At 42.0% G+C, this 17844-nt stretch carries 13 protein-coding genes and 1 pseudogene; 9 read left to right on the top strand and 5 right to left on the bottom strand.

The genetic code is table 11. The annotated features are described in order from the left end of the window. Window positions 1-270: 270 nt before the first annotated feature. The 3 genes from EAE93_RS17490 to EAE93_RS17480 all read left to right on the top strand — a co-directional run bounded on the left by EAE93_RS17490 (window position 271) and on the right by EAE93_RS17480 (window position 3267). A complete protein-coding gene (locus tag EAE93_RS17490) occupies window positions 271-855 on the top strand; it encodes a hypothetical protein (protein WP_332009307.1) in 585 nt (194 codons plus the stop codon). A gap of 504 nt (window positions 856-1359) precedes the next feature. Then, entirely contained in the window at window positions 1360-2010 is a 651-nt protein-coding gene (locus EAE93_RS17485) for a hypothetical protein (protein ID WP_036781393.1), read from the top strand. Window positions 2011-2622: 612 nt separating this feature from the next. Next, complete coding sequence (locus EAE93_RS17480) at window positions 2623-3267, top strand: hypothetical protein (protein ID WP_036781391.1); 645 nt, start codon at window positions 2623-2625, stop codon at window positions 3265-3267. Between the two features lie 104 nt (window positions 3268-3371). Here the strand turns inward: EAE93_RS17480 and EAE93_RS25635 are convergent. The 3 genes and pseudogenes from EAE93_RS25635 to ackA form a co-directional block, all read right to left on the bottom strand. Further along, window positions 3372-3455: pseudogene (locus tag EAE93_RS25635) on the bottom strand (type II toxin-antitoxin system HicB family antitoxin); the annotation flags it as partial. 114 nt (window positions 3456-3569) lie between these two features. Beyond that, the gene (pta, locus tag EAE93_RS17470) at window positions 3570-5696 is read right to left on the bottom strand and encodes a phosphate acetyltransferase (RefSeq protein ID WP_036811934.1); all 2127 of its coding nucleotides are present in this window, start codon (window positions 5694-5696) and stop codon (window positions 3570-3572) included. An 87-nt stretch (window positions 5697-5783) separates the two neighbouring features. Continuing rightward, window positions 5784-6986 carry an acetate kinase gene (gene ackA / locus EAE93_RS17465; RefSeq protein ID WP_036781389.1) on the bottom strand — a complete coding sequence of 401 codons (1203 nt, stop codon included), beginning with the start codon at window positions 6984-6986 and terminating at the stop codon, window positions 5784-5786. 392 nt (window positions 6987-7378) lie between these two features. Here ackA and yfbV point away from each other — a divergent pair, with 392 nt between their 5' ends. Both yfbV and EAE93_RS17455 read left to right on the top strand, forming a co-directional pair. Then, window positions 7379-7834 (top strand): terminus macrodomain insulation protein YfbV, encoded by a 456-nt coding sequence (gene yfbV, locus EAE93_RS17460; RefSeq protein ID WP_036811929.1) that lies wholly within the window; start codon window positions 7379-7381, stop codon window positions 7832-7834. Window positions 7835-8009: 175 nt separating this feature from the next. Next, complete coding sequence (locus EAE93_RS17455; protein ID WP_036811926.1) at window positions 8010-9842, top strand: SLC13 family permease; 1833 nt, start codon at window positions 8010-8012, stop codon at window positions 9840-9842. Here the strand turns inward: EAE93_RS17455 and yfbR are convergent. Together yfbR and EAE93_RS17445 are read right to left on the bottom strand one after the other, a co-directional pair. Beyond that, window positions 9839-10432, bottom strand: a complete 594-nt coding sequence (yfbR, locus tag EAE93_RS17450; protein WP_036781381.1) for a 5'-deoxynucleotidase — start codon at window positions 10430-10432, stop codon at window positions 9839-9841. The two genes, EAE93_RS17455 and yfbR, sit on opposite strands and share 4 nt — an antisense overlap. Before the next feature lie 681 nt (window positions 10433-11113). Continuing rightward, the gene (locus EAE93_RS17445; protein WP_036781379.1) at window positions 11114-12334 is read right to left on the bottom strand and encodes a pyridoxal phosphate-dependent aminotransferase; all 1221 of its coding nucleotides are present in this window, start codon (window positions 12332-12334) and stop codon (window positions 11114-11116) included. Window positions 12335-13147: 813 nt separating this feature from the next. Between EAE93_RS17445 and hexA the strand changes: the two genes are divergently transcribed. From hexA to nuoC, 4 genes are all read left to right on the top strand, one after another. Then, window positions 13148-14077: a transcriptional regulator HexA gene (gene hexA, locus EAE93_RS17440; protein ID WP_036781377.1), complete on the top strand. Its 930-nt coding sequence runs from the start codon at window positions 13148-13150 to the stop codon at window positions 14075-14077. Window positions 14078-14783: 706 nt separating this feature from the next. Next, on the top strand, window positions 14784-15233 hold the full coding sequence (locus tag EAE93_RS17435; protein WP_011147306.1) for an NADH-quinone oxidoreductase subunit A: 450 nt from the start codon (window positions 14784-14786) through the stop codon (window positions 15231-15233). Between the two features lie 17 nt (window positions 15234-15250). Continuing rightward, window positions 15251-15925, top strand: a complete 675-nt coding sequence (locus EAE93_RS17430) for a NuoB/complex I 20 kDa subunit family protein (RefSeq protein WP_011147305.1) — start codon at window positions 15251-15253, stop codon at window positions 15923-15925. 118 nt (window positions 15926-16043) lie between these two features. Then, window positions 16044-17843 (top strand): NADH-quinone oxidoreductase subunit C/D, encoded by a 1800-nt coding sequence (gene nuoC / locus EAE93_RS17425; RefSeq protein WP_214040213.1) that lies wholly within the window; start codon window positions 16044-16046, stop codon window positions 17841-17843. The last annotated feature ends 1 nt before the right edge of the window (window position 17844 follow it).

Raw genomic sequence — 17844 nt, 5'->3', positions numbered from 1 at the left:
TAGCTAATAATAAGAGAGACTAATTAAATGATATAATTTATATTGCGAAGTTATTTTGTTATTGATTCTTTATTTATAGTAGCATTGCACGTTAAGTCATTATATGTCGACAAAGATTATAGATGAATTTGTTAATAACAGTTATGAAATATATCTTTGTTTTTCTTGGTATCAATACTATCAATACTATCAATAAAGCAAGGAGAGAAATATGAGCTTGAATAAAAAGTCTTTCTGATTTTTACTTTATTAGCTATGAGCCATTTTAGTGTGGCATGTAATATTGATCCAACGGTAGAAAATATAATAAAAAGCTATGGACTACAAGAAACTAAAGTGATGTCTATGTATAAAAAGTGCGAATTGGATGCGGTGAATACTGGAAATAGAATTATATTAACTAATCATAAATCCCAAAATAGGAATGAACGTGCAGAGATAGAGATGTACTGGTATCGAGGAATGGGAATAGAAGAATTTAAGTTATTTGATAGTAATAAGTTTAAGAGTATTCCTTGTGTTAATGTGCCGAATCGCTTTTGTGGAATTTCTCCTGAGTATACTTACGCGAAGAGTTATCCGATGAGAGAAGATAAAAAATTGGTTATAGAGTTTAGTACCGTAAAACCTGGTTGGCTATATAATGAATTTACAACTAAACATAACTGCGAAATTTATGTTGAATCAAGAGGAGAATCATATAGACTGGGTGGAATGGGCGCATTGAAAGAAGATGAATCGAATTGTGAGCCTAAAGGTTATAAGGTCGGGGATGAGTTTAATAACTGGCTATTAGAAAAGCCAGTTAAAATAGAGGCTACAATTTCTTATATACAAATACCTATACTGAACTAATCCTTAATATCTATTATATAATCATGTCATTATTAGCTTTAAACTCTCTTTTAGCACCGAATGTCTTATAGCTTTGGTGCTTTTTCTTGGTTAAAGTTTATCGCCCTTGTTGGGGGGATAACTAATAGCACTCGATAGAATGTTAAAGAATAAATGCAAATTGCATAAAGAACTCTATTAGATAACAAAGAAAATTTTCATTGAGAAATGTTTTTCAAAAGAAATATTTTCATATCACTATTGGTTTTTTTTCTTATATATCGTTACTATATTTTTTGTAGATATTCTAATGGCATATTTTTTAATTTAATTATATTGGAATTTGTTTTTGTTTTTTATAGTTAAATAATCTACCTTATTCAAGGCAGATAATAACAATAAGGATTAATGCAACGGCTAATTTATTATGTTATCTGTAATGGCATTCTTTAATTAATATATAATGATGAAATCTATTTTAATCTAATTAGGTACCAAAACTATAAATAAAGCAAGGAGAGAAATATGAGTTTGAATAAAAAAGTTTTCCTTATTTCCCCACTTTTATTAGCTATTAGCAGTTTCAGTATGGCATGTATGAAAGATCCGGAAAACATTAGAAATCAGGTAAAAGATGCAATAACTGCAAATGGATTGGCAAAAACCAAAGTAATGTCTTTATACACAAATTGTGTTCTTAGAGTTAAAGACAACACACCAAATAAACTTACGCTAAAGAGTAGTAAAACCTCAAATAGTGATAATGAGGCAGAAAAATCGATGTACTGGTATCGAGGAATGGAGATAAAGGAATATCAAACATTTGATAAAAATAGGAACGAGAAAATTTCTTGCGTTCAAGAAAACAGTTTCTGTGGAATTGCGCCTCAATTCACTTACTCACAAAGTTATCTAACGAATAAAAAACCAGGTGTTGTTATTGAATTTAAGACGGAAAAGGCTGGTTGGTTATATAATGACTTTACAACTAAAAATGGATGTAAGACTAAAGCTGAAGGTGGAGGAACATACGGGCTTGGTGTAACAGGAACATCGGCAAGTTGTAATTCTGCATATAAGCAACGCGGAATAGGAAATATATTTAATGGGTGGTTATCAAAGAATAAAGTACAAGCCCAGGTCGCGTATGTATTATTACAGAAAAAGAAAAAATAGGCTTCTCTGTGCTGAAACTATGCAATTATCAATCTTGAATATACACAGATAACTATAAAGGTGAGGTGCCGCATATATGCGGCACAATTAAATTGTTTTTTGTAGTTCATTGCGTGTAGTTAGGTAGTAGAAAAGTTTTCATTGAAAAATATTTTACAATAGTTATAAATGATCATGTGGTTTTTTATAAATTTTATGGTCGAATGTATTTGCAATCTTGTGAGGTTATTTAGATTGTTATGATATAAAAAACCAGTAGTTATGATGTTATATATATAACATGTGAATGTTGATGAATTATTCATTTTATATATTGTTGAAATTTTTCTATATTTATTTTTATGTGTTTAAGTAAGATATTTTTCTAATTTAATGATTCTGTGATTTGTGTTTTTTGATTTAATAATCTATTCTTACTTAAGAAAGGAAATAATAACTAATTGAATTAAATGATTTATATTGTAATTCCCTATTGTTGTTGATTTCTTATTTGTGTCTGAATTGTGATTTAAATTATTATTTATATCGTAAATTATATATTAGTTTGATGATAACGAAATTAATTTTTGTTCCATTTAGTGTTAAAACTATAAATCAAGTAAGGAGAGAAATATGAATTTGAATAAAAAGATTTTCTTTATTGCACCATTTTTATTAACTATTAGCAATTTCAGTATGGCCTGTATGCAAGATCCGGAGAACATTAGAAATCAGGTAAAAAATGCGATAACTGCAAATGGATTGGCAAAGACTAAGGTCATGTCTTTATATGAAAATTGTGTTCTTCGAGTTTCAGTCAACACACCGAATAAACTTACACTAACGAGTAATAAAACTGTAAATAGTGATAATGAGATAGAAGAATCGATGTACTGGTATCGAGGAATGCAGATAAATGAATATCAAGGATTTGATAGGAATAGTAATGAAAAAATTTCTTGTGTTCAAGAAAACGTTTTTTGTGGAATTGCGCCTAAATTCACTTACTCTCAAAGTTATCTAACCAATAATAACCCAGGTGTTGTTATTGAATTCAAAACGAAAAGAGCCGGTTGGTTATATGGTGATTTTACAACTGCACATAATTGCCGCCCTAAAGTGGAAGCTGGAACATTATCGTATGGGTTAGGTAGAAGAGGGACATCGGAAAGCTGTGATGCTGAATATAAGCAACGTGGAATAGGAAATATATTTAACGAGTGGTTATCAACTAATAAAATACAAGCTCAAGTGGCGTATGTATTGTTAAGAAAATAGGATTTAACATCTATTATATTATCATGTCATTATCAATCTTAAATTTGTGCAGATAACTATAAAGGTAAGGTGCCGCATATCTGCGGCACGATTAAATTTCTGATTCATTTTGCGAAATGTATCTCAATAGCACTTTTAGCATCTTGCCAGGCTTCTTCAAGTGTATCGCCAGTAAAATAACAGCCGGGTAAATCAGAAAACCAGAATCTTTACGGGGATAAAAAGAAAATAAAAAGGCCAAATCCAGAGAAGTACAGGATTCAGCCTTTGTCAGCGATTAATCTGCTACGGATAAGAAGCGGTTACGCTTCCCCCTGTGCTGATTGAATCGCAGTCAGTGCAACGGTGTAAACAATATCGTCTACCAAAGCGCCACGGGACAGGTCGTTAACCGGTTTACGCATACCTTGCAGCATTGGTCCGATTGAAACCAGATCCGCAGAACGTTGTACCGCTTTATAGGTGGTGTTACCAGTGTTCAGATCAGGGAAGATGAACACAGTAGCTTGACCGGCAACCGGTGAGTTTGGTGCTTTAGATTTCGCTACATCTGCCATGATTGCGGCGTCATATTGCAATGGGCCATCAATGATCAGGTCCGGGCGTTTTTCCTGTGCCAAACGAGTTGCTTCACGAACTTTTTCAACATCACTACCGGCGCCGGAGTTGCCGGTAGAGTAGGAGATCATGGCTACACGCGGTTCGATACCAAATGCTTTAGCTGAATCCGCAGATTGAATAGCGATTTCAGACAGTTGTTCAGCAGTCGGATCTGGGTTGATTGCACAGTCACCGTAAACCAGAACCTGTTCCGGCAGCAGCATAAAGAATACGGATGATACCAATGAACTACCCGGCGCAGTTTTAATTAACTGTAATGGCGGACGGATGGTGTTTGCCGTGGTGTGTACCGCACCGGATACCAAACCATCAACTTCGCCCTGTTCCAGCATCAACGTACCCAGAACAACGTTGTCTTCCAGTTGTTCACGTGCAACGACTTCGGTCATGCCTTTGCTTTTACGCAGTTCAACCAGACGTGGAACATAACGCTCACGTACAGCAACCGGATCAACAATTTCAATACCCGCGCCCAGTTCTACCCCCTGAGCAGCGGCGACACGGCGGATCTCTTCTGGATCACCAAGTAAAACGCATTGCGCAATACCGCGATCAGCACAGATAGATGCCGCTTTCACGGTACGAGGTTCGTCACCTTCCGGCAGAACAATGCGTTTGCCTGCTTTGCGCGCCAATTCTGTTAATTGATAACGGAATGCAGGTGGAGAGAGGCGATGTGGGCGTTCAGAGTTCGCTGTCAGGGAGTCGATCCACTCTTTGTTGATATGGTGTGCGACGTAGTTTTGCAGTTTTTCAATACGTTCATGGTCATCTACCGGAACTTCCAGGCTGAAACTTTGCAGGCTCAGGGAAGTCTGCCAGGTGTTGGTATCAACCATAAAGACTGGCAGGCCAGTGTTGAAGGCACGTTCACACAGTTGCTTAATCGGCTCATCGATGGCATAGCCGCCGGTCAGCAGAATTGCACCGATTTCAACGCCATTCATAGCCGCCAGACAGGCCGAAACCAGAACGTCTGGACGATCAGCCGAAGTGACCAGCAGAGAACCGGGACGGAAGTGCTCTAACATGTGTGGAATGCTGCGTGCACAGAAAGTGACGGATTTCACACGACGGGTTTTGATCGCGCCTTCGTTGATAATACGGGCGTTCAGGTGTTTTGCCATATCAATTGCACGAGTTGCAATCAGGTCAAAACTCCACGGAATGCAACCCAGAATCGGCAATGGGCTGTTTTTAAACAGCGTGTTTGGATCGATGTTAGCTACGGTGGCTTTTGAGGATTCGTCAAAGATCTCTGACAGATCAGGACGGGTGCGGCCTTGATCGTCAACCGGCGCATTCAGTTTGTTAATAATAACACCGGTAATGTTCTGGTTTTTGCTGCCGCCAAATTCAGCACGCGCCAGTTCAACACGCTCTTTCAACTGTTCCGGTGAATCGTTGCCTAGCGCTAATACGAATACGATTTCAGCGTTCAGCGTTTTGGCAATTTCATAGTTGAGAGATTGGGCGAATGAATGCTTACGGGTTGGAACCAGACCTTCAATCAGAATGACTTCTGCGTCTTTGGTGTTTTCGTGGTAAAGGGCCACGATTTTTTCCATCAGTACATCTTTCTGATTGGTTGTCAGCAAAGATTCCACATGCGCCATGTCCAGCGGTTCAGCGGTTTTTATGCTGGAATGAGAGCGGATGATTGTCGTGGTTTGATCTTGGGCGCCACAGCAACGGGATTGGGCGATAGGTTTGAAAACACTCAGGCTAACGCCTTTTTGCTCCATTGAGCGGATTACACCTAAACTAACACTGGTCAAGCCGACGCTGGTGCTAGTAGGGATCAACATAATTGTTCGGGACACGGAAACCTCTTTACGGTTGCTCGTTGGTCGAAAAATAGTACCGCCAGCAGTGGCTGGCGGTTGGTCAAATTATTACGCGGTCAGACGCGCTGCGTCTTGAGCGATCACTAATTCTTCATTGGTTGGGATTACCAAAGCAAGACGGCTGTTGTCAGTCGTGATAGCGCCGGATTTACCGAAGCGAGCCGCCAGGTTACGGTCGTGATCGTATTCAAAGCCTAACAGAGCCAGTTTTTTCAGTACCAGCTCACGAACCAGTGCGGAGTTTTCACCAATACCACCGGTAAAGATAATGGCATCCAAACGGCCTTCCATCAGTGCGGAATAAGAGCCGACGTATTTAGCCAGACGGTGGCAGTAAACGTCCATCGCGCGTTTAGCATCGGCTTTAGTTTCATAGTTATCTTCTATATAACGGCAATCACTGGTGACTTCGGTCAGACCTAGCAGACCAGATTCTTTGGTCAACAGTTTGTTGATTTGTTCAACGCTCATGCCCAGTGAATCATGCAGGTGGAAAATGATAGCCGGGTCGATGTCACCGCTGCGGGTACCCATTACCAGACCTTCCAGTGGCGTCAATCCCATAGAGGTGTCAACACACCGGCCATTAACGATAGCGGAGATGGAACCACCATTACCCAGATGACAAACGATAACGTTCAGCTCTTCAACCGGTTTGTTGAGCGTTTTTGCCGCTTCACGGGAAACGAAGAAGTGGCTGGTTCCATGTGCGCCATAGCGACGAATGCCGTGTTCTTTGTACAGGTTGTATGGCAGGGCATACAGGTAAGCCTCTTCCGGCATGGTCTGATGGAACGCGGTATCGAATACGGCAACGTTTTTGTCAGTCAGGTGTGGGAACCCTTTTTTCGCTTCTTCGATACCAATCAGGTGAGCCGGGTTGTGCAATGGTGCGAATGGAACCGCATCTTTAATCCCTTGAATCACTTCATCATTGATGGCGACGGATGCTGTGAATTTTTCACCGCCGTGAACAATACGGTGGCCGATTGCGGTGATTTGATCAGAAAGTTCTGGTTTTTCCGCCAGAATAGTATTAACAATAAAGTTCAATGCTTCACTGTGGGCTGCGCCAGCACCTAAAGCGGCTTCATGTTTCGCGCCATCCATTTTCCACTTAATGCGGGCTTCGGGCAGGTTAAAACATTCAGCTAGACCAGAAAGATATTCTTCACCGTTAGCAGGATCGATGATAGCAAATTTCAGAGAAGAGCTACCGCAATTGAGGACCAGTACCAGCTTACTTGACATGGAAATACCTATATCGTGTTTGTCATTGAGTCTTACAGATAAGACATGTTGATTAATAAAACGTCAATTACTTATGAGCGTAGCGCGTAAGGTGATGACATTAAATGATTAACATCATGCTCTATGCAAAGAGCATGATGTTAAGGTTTCGATTTTCAAAACCCCTTTTTTGCCAGCCATGATGTTAAGAGATAGCGTGATTTGTTAACAAAATGAACCTAAATGCAGTAAAAAAGGTAAAATGTGTCACTTTACTGCTGTGTATAACACAAAAGTGGATGTAGGATACCGATAGCCAGCAGTAAAGACAAAATATACTTAATCCTACAAAAAATATTTTATCATTTACAATGTTTTTTTAAAAAATGTGTTTTTAATTGATTGAGGTCATAATGAGCGCAATACCTCCCACCAGTAATGGATGGCTGAGAAAGATGCAACTGGGACAGCAATACATGAAGACTTGGCCGATTGAGAAACAATTGGCGCCCATGTTTCCTGAAAACCGGATTATTAAGGCAACTCGTTTTGGTATCCGGTTTATGCCGCCGTTGGCTATTTTTACGTTGACGTGGCAAATCGCACTGGGTGGTCAGCTTGGTCCGGCTGTGGCGACGGCGTTGTTTGCCTGTAGTTTACCGATGCAAGGGTTATGGTGGTTGGGGAAACGGGCATCAACGCCACTACCGGCGGCATTGCTGAAATGGTTCCATGAAATCCGTGATAAATTTGCCGCAGCCGGTATTGCAATGGCTCCGGTGCAGCAAACGCCAACTTATCAATCTCTCGCAGAATTGCTGAAACGCGCGTTTAAACAACTCGATCGTTCGTTTCTCGATGATGTTTAAGCCAGGAGAAATCCGTTTAGATTATTGCCGTCAATGTATTGAAAAATCAGAAATGATGATTCATGGCGAAAAGTGGGGGCATTGTTGATCGCAACCGAAGATTTTTCCTCGATAAAATGGTCTACTAGCCAAGTTTTCGATACTAATATCTTCTTCTTTGTTGATAGAGGCCATTTTGAATAGCGAACTCTTGTGGGTATTGACCCTGCTGTTGATAGCTATTGTTCTTTTTACCACCAATAAACTACGCATGGATATTGTTGCATTATTGGTGATTATCGCATTTGTCATGAGTGGAACGTTAACGCTCGGTGAAGCGACCAGCGGTTTCAGTGATCCCAATGTGTTGTTGATAGCTGCCCTGTTTGTTATTGGCGAAGGGTTGGTAAGGACTGGCGTTGCTTATCAAATGGGGGACTGGCTGGTAAGAGTTGCCGGAAACAGCGAAACTAAAATGTTGGCGTTACTGATGATGACGGTGGCGGGGCTTGGTGCTTTCATGAGCTCTACAGGAGTGGTCGCAATTTTTATTCCTGTGGTGCTCAGTGTGGCGGCAAGAATGAAAATTTCGCCGGGGCGGTTGATGATGCCTTTGAGTTTCGCCGGGCTTATCAGTGGCATGATGACATTGGTAGCAACGCCGCCCAATATGGTGATTAACAGTGAGTTGATACGGGAAGGGCTTCCCGGTTTCAAATTTTTCTCTATTACACCGATTGGTATTTTGATTCTGTTTGCCGGTATTGGTTATATGTTGATCGCTCACCATTGGTTGGGAAATGATCAATCGGATAAAGGTCATGACAAATGGAATCGCCGCACTTTCCGTGACCTTATCCGCGACTATAAATTATCCGGTCGCGCGCGTCGTCTGGCTATCCGTTCAGGTTCCCCGCTGATTGGCCTTTCTCTTGATGAGTTAAATTTGCGTGCCCGCTATGGGGCTAATGTCGTTGGTATTGAGCGTTGGCGACGTTTTCGGCGCGTTATGGTCAGTGCGGTGGGCAATACCGAATTGAGAGCGCGGGATGTGTTGCTGGTTGATATGTCAGACAGTGAGGTGGATCTGCGTGAGTTTTGCAGTGAGCAATTATTAGAGCCGATGGTACTGCGTGGGGAGTACTTTTCTGAACAATCTCGTAATGTGGGAATGGCGGAAGTTTCTCTGATCCCGGAGTCAGATTTATTAGGAAAGTCGCTGCGGGAAATCTGTTTTCGTACCTGCTATGGCTTGAATGTTGTTGGTATTCGACGTGATGGTGAATCGTTGCCGGGTAAACTGGTCGATGAACCGCTGCAACTGGGCGATATTTTGCTGGTTATTGGTGACTGGAAACTGATCCGTGTCCTGCAAACCAAAATGCGCGATTTTATTGTCCTTAATCTGCCGGTTGAGATCGAAGAAGTAGCCCCGGCAACGTCCCAAGCTCCACATGCGCTTTTGAGTTTGGCGCTGATGGTAGCCATGATGCTTACCGATGAAGTACCCAATGTGATTGCGGCATTGATAGCTTGCCTGTTGATGGGAAAATTCCGCTGTATTGATATGGAAAGTGCGTACCGCTCTATTCACTGGCCCAGTATTATCCTGATTGTCGGGATGATGCCGTTTGCACTGGCATTACAGAAAACCGGCGGGATTGATCTGATTGTTCGCGGCCTGATGGATATTGCCGGTGATATGGGGCCGAGAGTGATGCTGGTATGTCTGTTTGTACTTTGTGCGGTAATCGGCTTGTTTATTTCTAATACGGCAACGGCGGTATTAATGGCGCCGATAGCCATTGCTGCCGCGCGTGAAATGGCAGTCTCTCCGATGCCATTTGCGATGATTATTGGCGTGGCGGCTTCCGCTGCATTTATGACCCCGGTTTCATCCCCAGTGAATACGCTGGTTCTTGGCCCCGGTGGTTATAAGTTTTCCGATTTTGTCCGTTTGGGCGTACCATTCACCCTGCTGGTGATGGTGATAAGTGTGCTGGTCATACCTTGGTTGTTTCCATTCTAATGGGGAATATCGAGGCTAATTTCATCTAATGACAAGCTGAACCCCGGTACAAAAACTTTCATAAAGTAATCCATCTCCTGGCTGTGACGATCAGCCAGGGTTTTTTCAAGCCGGGCTTTCGCCAGATTGAATTCATGGTTACCTGCCGATAACTCTTCCAGACATTTCAGATAAGCACACAGGGAATCGGCCTGCTTAATGATAAAAGTTTCTTCTGCTGTATGCTGACTGTCATCCAGAATTGGGCGGAAATCCTCTTGTAGCTCCGCGGGCAGCATTTCCAATAATTTCTTCTGTGCGATTTTTTCTATCTTTTTGTATTCCCGTGCGATATGTGGATTGTGATATTTGACCGGTGTGGGTAAATCTCCGGTGATAACTTCGCTGGCGTCGTGATACATAGCCAGCAACGCAATGCGTTCAGCATTCACATTGCCGCCAAATTTGCGGTTTTTGATAATGGCTAAGGCGTGTGCGACAAAGGCTACCTGTAGGCTGTGTTCAGACACGTTTTCTGTACGTACATTGCGCATCAAAGGCCAACGGTTAATCAGTTTCAAACGGGAGAGGTGGGCAAAAAAGTGGCTCATAATTATCTCTTACAGTAAACATTGCTGTTATTGTGAGCTGTGGGTGGGGTGAAGTAAACCTTAAAATCGTTTCTTATTTTTATCCATTGGTTTTATAGGGAAATCCGCTATTTACCTGACACACATTAAAACAGGTATCCAGACCGTATAGCAGGGGTGATAGGGTTAATTTACATTTACCATTAACTGGCAATGTTATAATCGTGATGGATATATTTTTTAAAAGAAATTTATTTCTCTACTCCATTTTATATACAATTCATATACAAAAATTTCATATAATTTACAATAGCTTATTATTTATTCAGGTGTTCTCTTTTATCAAGTTTAATAAATGCAATGTTTAATTCTTTTGTATCTTGCTAATGCCTTATATAATCACTGCAAGAGTCCTCTATAAAATAAAAAAATTAGTCTGTGTTACCGGTAAAAAGTGAAAATTTATTGGTCTTATTTTGCAGAGAGTCATCATTTGGCATCAATAAAGAAAGCTATGGAAATGGTTATCAAGGATTTCTCTCTGACAGGTGAGGTTTTCCTCAGTGAGGGAAAAACGGGTAGGCTAGATTTATCGGACAGGCTGGATTTATCGGAATAGAAGAAATAGGTTTTCTTCTACACCGACAGAACGTATGGTATGAATAATCTCCGTTATCAGTAATCTCTTTCTGTGAACGGAGATTATTTTTGCTGGTGATATTTGCCAATAAATCGAGCGAATTTTTGAATCGCCATCTCCAGTTCGTCGAGCCTTGGTAACGTCACGATGCGGAAATGGTCAGGTTCCGGCCAGTTAAATGCGGTTCCTTGCACTAACAAAACCTTCTCTTGTAATAAAAGGTCAAGCACCATCTTTTGGTCATCATGAACATTAAAGCGCTTCGTATCAATTTTGGGAAACATATATAAAGCGCCTTTAGGTTTTACGCAGGAAACGCCGGGGATTTGATTAATTAATTCCCATGCTCGGTTACGCTGCTCATACAAACGACCACCAGGTAAAATGAATTCACTGATACTTTGGTAACCACCTAAGGCGGTTTGAATAGCATGTTGCATTGGCACATTGGCGCATAAACGCATTGATGCCAGCATTTCTAAACCTTCAATATAGCTCTTAGCGTGTTTCTTCGGGCCGTTTAATACCATCCAGCCTTGACGAAAACCTGCTACCCGGTATGTTTTGGATAGCCCGTTAAATGTTACCGTTAACAGATCAGGGGCGAGCGCGGCAATTGAATGATGCTCTGCATCGTCATATAAGATTTTGTCGTAAATCTCATCAGCAAAAATAATCAAATTGTGTTGACGGGCTATTTCAACAACTTCCAACAGCAATTCTTTACTATATACAGCACCCGTTGGATTATTAGGGTTAATAATCACGATCCCACGTGTACGAGGTGTAATTTTGTTGCGGATATCGTTTAAGTCAGGAAACCAATCTGACCCTTCATCACACATATAATGTACGGCTTTGCCGCTGGAAAGTGAAACCGCCGCAGTCCAGAGAGGATAATCAGGCGCAGGAACCAGCATTTCATCACCGGTATTCAGTAATGCTTGCATTGCCTGAACGATTAATTCAGAAACGCCATTGCCGATATAAATATCTTCAACGGTCACATCCATCATATTCCGGGCTTGATAATGTTGCATGATAGCTTTGCGTGCGGAATACAGACCTTTCGAATCTGAATAACCCTGCGCGGTTGGTAAGTTACGGATAACATCTACCAAGATTTCATCTGGCGCTTCAAAACCAAAGGGGGCTGGATTACCAATATTTAATTTGAGGACTTTATTACCTTCTTCTTCAAGGCGTTTCGCTTCCTTGAGTACGGGGCCGCGGATGTCGTAACAAACATTATCCAATTTGCTGGATTTTTTAACTGCTAGCATAGAGAGTCTTACCTTATCTTGGTAAAAAAAAGGGGTCGCTTGGCACATAGTGTGTAACATTTAATGTACTCTTCCCGCTGAATGTTTTGAAGATGCCTTGATATATTTGGTTAAAATGGTTGTTTTAGTAGGGAAGTTGTTATTTGAGTATCTTTTTATGCAAATTATGTCAGCGTTAAATTCTGAATTTATTCACAAGATCAAATTTATAATCTTAATTGTGGGTGTTTTCTAGTGTGGAAATGGAGTGTTTTTAACGTGATAACGGCTTGATTGCGCCATTTTGGGCAGAAAGTGATCATGGTTCAATTTGCCAATAAAAATTGTTGTGTTTGTATAATTTATTCTTATGTATAAGATTTGCCTTGAATTGGCAATTCAGAACTATATATTTTAGAAAGATCGAACAATATTTTTGATCATTTCTGGAAACTAGTTGTAAATTTATCTGAATAGGATTATTAAACATTAGTGATATTGTAGATTTTTACTTTATATTTAGTTTTTCTGATATAACTTATGTTATTCTTTGACGTGAGTCAGAAAACAAAATAACCAAACTAGAAATCACATATAGGGTGTTGTAAATAGGGATTGTCCTCAATTTATTTAGGAATCCGAGTAACTTTTGCTAACGAAGAGGAGAAAATAAAACCCGCAATGGGTTGAATAGGTAAAAAAACAGCAGTAAATCTTTGCCCTATTTAATAGAGTAGAGTACTGTCTAAGCGATGTTAATTTAATTTGATAGTGCTTACGTAAAAACACCAGGTTAGTTAGTAATTAAAATCAAAAAAAAGTGATGAATAAACAATGATAAATGCAAATCGTCCGATAATGAATCTCGATCTCGATCTGCTAAGAACTTTTGTTGCTGTTGCTGATTTAAATACTTTTGCAGCAGCAGCAGCAGCAGTATGCAGAACGCAATCGGCTGTAAGTCAGCAAATGCAACGTTTGGAGCAGTTGGTAGGCAGAGAGCTGTTTGCCCGCCACGGCCGTAATAAGCTTCTTACAGAGCATGGTCTTCAACTTCTTGGTTATGCAAGACAAATTCTGCGCGCTAACGATGATGCCAGCGCATCATTAACCTATAGCGATGCAGAAGGCGAACTAAGAATCGGTGCATCCGACGATACGGTGGATACACTGCTCCCTTTTTTGTTAAATCGCATCGCTTCTGTTTATCCGCGGATGGCAATAGATGTCCGTATAAAGCGTACTCAATTTATTGAAAGTATGCTGGATAGCCATGAGATCGATTTGGCGCTCACAACCGCGAAGATCAGTCATCATCCAAGGACTGTTCTGCGCTCAACTCCGGTATTATGGCATTGCGCCCCTGATTTCCAGCTACAACCAAATGAACCTGTGCCACTGGTTGTGATGGATGAAACCAATCCATTCCGTCAGTTGGCGTTGGATACGTTGGATGAGGTGGGAGTATCGTGGCGGATTGCTTATGAAGCCGCTTCTCTGTCGGCAGTTCGCACGGCAGTGAATGCAGAAGTCGGTATTACTGCCCGTCCTCTGGAAATGCAAAATGCCGATCTGCGTATTTTAGGGGAGAGTGAAGGGCTTCCTCGTTTGCCTGAAACTCAATTCTCTCTTTATAGACATAGCAATGAACAAAATGAATCTGTTCTGACGGTTTTTAGTGCTATAGAGAATAAGAAAACGCCATACACGATATCGGGTGTTCCAGAAGAACTTCCTGATGATGACGATATTATTGATGAGTAATATCTGAAACGCTTGTCTTTGCTAATACCTCCATTATGGACGGAAGGAGGTATTAGCTCCCTAGATATATTTATAAGAAATCATCAACTGAATTCATCTTATTTTGTTGTTATCGTAATCATTAAATATACGGTGGCATTTTTCTTAACACCCCCCTGATTTGGTTAACAAATTGTTATATTGTTAACAAAGTAATAATTCGCTGAATTGATGAAATAAGAATTTCTGTAGTGAACGGGAACTTTTCTTGTCGCTAATGGATAAAAAATATAATTTCTTCAGATTTGAATGAATTATCATCAGCAGTAAAATTTTTTTCTGTCAAATTGTGTACTTGATCAAAGAAATACTCCCTATGTAGCAGTGGAAAGGCAGGTTTTTCCTGAGATAATGATGTAGTAAAAGCGAGTTATCGGTTAGACTAGTTTCCGCCGCTATTCGCATGCCAGTTTACTGACACGTTTTAGCAGCGCGGCAGCACGATCCGTTAAGACTAAGTTTGTTGTTTGTAAATAAATGTTAGATTAATTTTGTCATAACAGACAAAATATTGTTGAGAGGAGTAAAAACCAAGAAGATTCACTCCATCAATCATTGATTAACAGTGTTTCAGATTTGGTTATTACCCCTTCCCTTGAATCGATGTGGTGCAACACTGCCAGACAAAAGAGCAGACACTTTTGACACCACTTTTGATGAGTAAGCAATGAGTATGTCAACATCCACTGAACTCTTTGCCCATCACTGGGCATTCGCGGTATTTCTTTTAGGTGCTTTCGGTCTGTGTGCTTTGATGCTGTTAGGGGCGTTTTTCTTGGGCGGAAGAGCGAAAGCCCGGGCAAAACACGTCCCTTATGAATCCGGTATTGATTCTGTCGGTAGTGCTCGTCTCCGTATGTCGGCCAAGTTCTATCTGGTCGCTATGTTCTTTGTCATCTTCGATGTTGAAGCGCTGTTTTTATATGCATGGTCAGTTTCTATCAAAGAGAGTGGCTGGTTAGGCTTTATCGAAGCAAGCATTTTCATTTTGGTGTTACTCGCAGGCTTGTTTTATCTGGTGCGTATTGGGGCGCTGAATTGGACGCCATCTCGTTCAAGCCGCCAGGTAAGTAAACCAAGTGTTGTGATTAACATTAACAATAGTCATCCGCAGTAATAGCGAGGCATTTAAAGATGGATTATACGCTCACCCGCATAGATCCGAACGGTGAGAATGACCGTTATCCCCTGCAAAAACAGGAAATTGTCGCAGACCCACTGGAGCAGCATGTCCACCGTAGTGTTTACATGGGCAAACTGGAGCATGCTCTGCATGATATGGTGAACTGGGGACGTAAAAACTCCCTGTGGCCCTACAACTTTGGTCTTTCCTGCTGTTATGTGGAAATGGCCACATCATTTACCGCTGTTCATGATGTCGCCCGTTTTGGCGCTGAAGTTTTACGTGCATCACCCCGTCAGGCGGATTTTATGGTGGTCGCTGGCACTTGTTTTACCAAAATGGCGCCGGTTATTCAGCGCTTGTATGACCAGATGCTTGAGCCGAAGTGGGTTATCTCTATGGGAGCCTGCGCCAACTCTGGTGGTATGTACGATATTTACTCTGTAGTTCAAGGCGTCGATAAGTTTATCCCCGTTGATGTTTATATTCCTGGCTGTCCTCCTCGTCCTGAAGCTTATATGCAAGCTCTGTTGCTGCTACAGGAGTCGATCGGCAAAGAGCGTCGTCCGCTGTCTTGGGTGGTGGGAGATCAAGGGGTTTACCGTGCCAATATGCAGTCAGAAAGAGAACGTAAGCACGGGGAACGTATCGCAGTGAAAAATCTGCGTACGCCAGACGAAGTTTAGAATCTGTCTTTTAGACAGTAGGCGTGACTCAAAGTAGCCTAATGAATGTAACCAGAGCAATGTGTTGCGATACTAATCCTGATCAAAACGAACACTGATCAAAGCGTTGTGGTGAAAAATGATGATAGATCAGATAGCGCAAGAAAGCGCCCGGCCTGCGTGGCAAACTCACGACCATCTTGATGATCCGGTTGTGGGTGAGCTGCGTAACCACTTTGGCCCGGATGCCTTTACTGTTCAGCCAACCCGTACTGGTATGCCAGTTGTCTGGGTGAAGCGTGAACAATTACTGGAAGTAATGACTTTCCTGAAGAAGCTGCCCAAACCGTATGTCATGCTGTTCGATTTACATGGCATGGATGAGCGTCAGCGTACTCACCGCCAGGGTCTGCCAGAGGCAGATTTTTCTGTGTTTTATCACCTGCTTTCTATTGAGCGTAACCGCGATGTGATGTTGAAGGTCGCCCTCAGTGAAAAAGACCTGAATCTCCCGACTGCAACTCCTCTGTTTCCAAATGCCAACTGGTATGAGCGTGAAACATGGGAAATGTTTGGCGTTGTCTTTAACGGCCATCCAAACCTGCGTCGTATTATGTTGCCGCCGACTTGGGAAGGGCATCCGCTGCGTAAGGATTATCCCGCTCGTGCGACGGAGTTTGATCCTTTCGAACTGACCAGACAGAAAGAAGATCTGGAAATGGAAGCGCTGACTTTCAAACCAGAAGAGTGGGGAATGAAACGAGGTACCGAGAATGAGGACTTTATGTTCCTTAACCTTGGTCCTAACCATCCCTCTTCTCATGGTGCGTTCCGTATCATTCTGCAACTGGATGGTGAAGAGATTGTCGATTGTGTCCCGGATATTGGTTATCACCATCGTGGCGCGGAGAAGATGGGAGAGCGCCAATCTTGGCACAGTTATATTCCCTATACAGACCGTATTGAATACTTAGGCGGTTGTGTTAATGAAATGCCTTATGTGCTGGCGGTGGAGAAACTGGCGGGAATTGAAGTGCCTGACCGGGTAAAAACCATTCGCGTTATGTTGTCGGAATTGTTCCGTATTAACAGCCATCTACTCTACATTTCAACTTTCATTCAGGACGTTGGCGGGATGACGCCGGTGTTCTTCGCCTTTACTGACCGCCAGAAAGTGTATGATCTGGTGGAGGCGATTACCGGTTTCCGTATGCACCCGGCGTGGTTCCGCATTGGCGGTGTCGCTCATGACTTGCCGCGTGGTTGGGATAGATTATTGCGCGATTTCCTGAACTGGATGCCTAAACGCCTTGATTCCTACGTGAAAGCAGCGCTGAAAAACAGCATCCTGAAGGGCCGTTCTATTGGGGTTGCCGCGTATAATTCCAAACAAGCCCTTGAATGGGGCACCACTGGCGCTGGGTTGCGGGCGACGGGCATTGCGTTTGATGTGCGTAAATGGCGTCCATACTCCGGCTATGAAAATTTCGATTTCGACGTGCCGATTGGTAATAACGGCGACTGTTATGATCGCGTGATGTTGAAAGTGGAAGAAGTGCGTCAGAGCTTGCGAATCTTGAAGCAGTGTCTGGACAATATGCCTGAAGGTCCATTCAAAGCAGATCACCCACTGACGACGCCACCACCCAAAGAGCGTACTTTGCAGCATATTGAAACCATGATTAACCACTTTTTGCAAGTGTCATGGGGACCGGTAATGCCGGCAAATGAATCTTTCCAAATGATTGAGGCCACCAAAGGCATCAACAGCTATTACCTCACCAGCGACGGCAGTACTGTGAGTTACCGTACCCGCGTCCGTACACCGAGTTATCCGCATTTGCAGCAGATCCCATCGGTAATCCGCGGTGGCTTAGTGTCTGACCTGATCGTGTATCTGGGCAGTATCGATTTTGTTATGTCTGATGTGGATCGCTAAC

This window comes from Photorhabdus akhurstii (genome assembly GCF_018448925.1).
GTDB classification, from domain to species: Bacteria; Pseudomonadota; Gammaproteobacteria; order Enterobacterales; family Enterobacteriaceae; genus Photorhabdus; species Photorhabdus akhurstii.
This window is presented reverse-complemented; position numbering and strand designations above follow the sequence as displayed.

What these genes read in the sequence shown, in the direction of transcription:
- EAE93_RS17485 (WP_036781393.1), top strand. Translation starts at nt 1,360, where the DNA reads ATGAGTTTGAATAAAAAAGTTTTCCTTATTTCCCCACTTTTATTAGCT.
- EAE93_RS17480 (WP_036781391.1), top strand. Translation starts at nt 2,623, where the DNA reads ATGAATTTGAATAAAAAGATTTTCTTTATTGCACCATTTTTATTAACT.
- pta (WP_036811934.1), bottom strand. Translation starts at nt 5,696, where the DNA reads ATGTTGATCCCTACTAGCACCAGCGTCGGCTTGACCAGTGTTAGTTTA.
- ackA (WP_036781389.1), bottom strand. Translation starts at nt 6,986, where the DNA reads ATGTCAAGTAAGCTGGTACTGGTCCTCAATTGCGGTAGCTCTTCTCTG.
- yfbV (WP_036811929.1), top strand. Translation starts at nt 7,379, where the DNA reads ATGAGCGCAATACCTCCCACCAGTAATGGATGGCTGAGAAAGATGCAA.
- yfbR (WP_036781381.1), bottom strand. Translation starts at nt 10,432, where the DNA reads ATGAGCCACTTTTTTGCCCACCTCTCCCGTTTGAAACTGATTAACCGT.
- EAE93_RS17445 (WP_036781379.1), bottom strand. Translation starts at nt 12,334, where the DNA reads ATGCTAGCAGTTAAAAAATCCAGCAAATTGGATAATGTTTGTTACGAC.
- hexA (WP_036781377.1), top strand. Translation starts at nt 13,148, where the DNA reads ATGATAAATGCAAATCGTCCGATAATGAATCTCGATCTCGATCTGCTA.
- EAE93_RS17435 (WP_011147306.1), top strand. Translation starts at nt 14,784, where the DNA reads ATGAGTATGTCAACATCCACTGAACTCTTTGCCCATCACTGGGCATTC.
- EAE93_RS17430 (WP_011147305.1), top strand. Translation starts at nt 15,251, where the DNA reads ATGGATTATACGCTCACCCGCATAGATCCGAACGGTGAGAATGACCGT.
- nuoC (WP_214040213.1), top strand. Translation starts at nt 16,044, where the DNA reads ATGATGATAGATCAGATAGCGCAAGAAAGCGCCCGGCCTGCGTGGCAA.